1 pseudogene is annotated in these 422 nt (G+C 74.6%); it reads right to left on the bottom strand.

The features are described 5' to 3' along the window. A pseudogene (locus LPA54_RS39970) lies at nucleotides 1-337 on the bottom strand (alpha-(1-2)-phosphatidylinositol mannosyltransferase); the annotation flags it as partial. Between the last annotated feature and the right edge of the window lie 85 nt (nucleotides 338-422).

Raw genomic sequence — 422 nt, forward strand, 5'->3', positions numbered from 1 at the left:
CGGCCCCCGCGCGGCGCAGCGCCGGCGCCATCAGGCCGAGCGGGGCCGCCGCCCCGAACCACACCGAGGTGCAGCCGTGCTCGCGCAGCAGTCCCACGGCTCGCCGGGTGGCGGCCGGGGTGGGCAGCAGCATCGTCGTACGGTCGCGGACGACGGTGAACGGCTGCTCGGCGTCGAAGGCCGCGGTCGCCTCGACGCCCTCCCGGGTGCGCTTCCAGGTGGAGGCGTGGACGACCACGCGCTCCGGGTCCAGGCGCAGGGCCTTGTTGGGCAGGAAGGCCTGGATGCCGCCGGGGCGGGGCGGGAAGTCGTTGGTGACGATCAGGGTCTTGTGCATCGCCGCCGACCCTACCGAACGGTTGTCGCGCGTCCGTCACGGCGCTGCTCGGTGGCATGCGCACCGGCTTCCGGGACATCATGGC

Origin of the sequence: Streptomyces sp. DH12 (assembly GCF_020873895.1) — a bacterium.
Classification (GTDB): domain Bacteria; phylum Actinomycetota; class Actinomycetes; order Streptomycetales; family Streptomycetaceae; genus Streptomyces.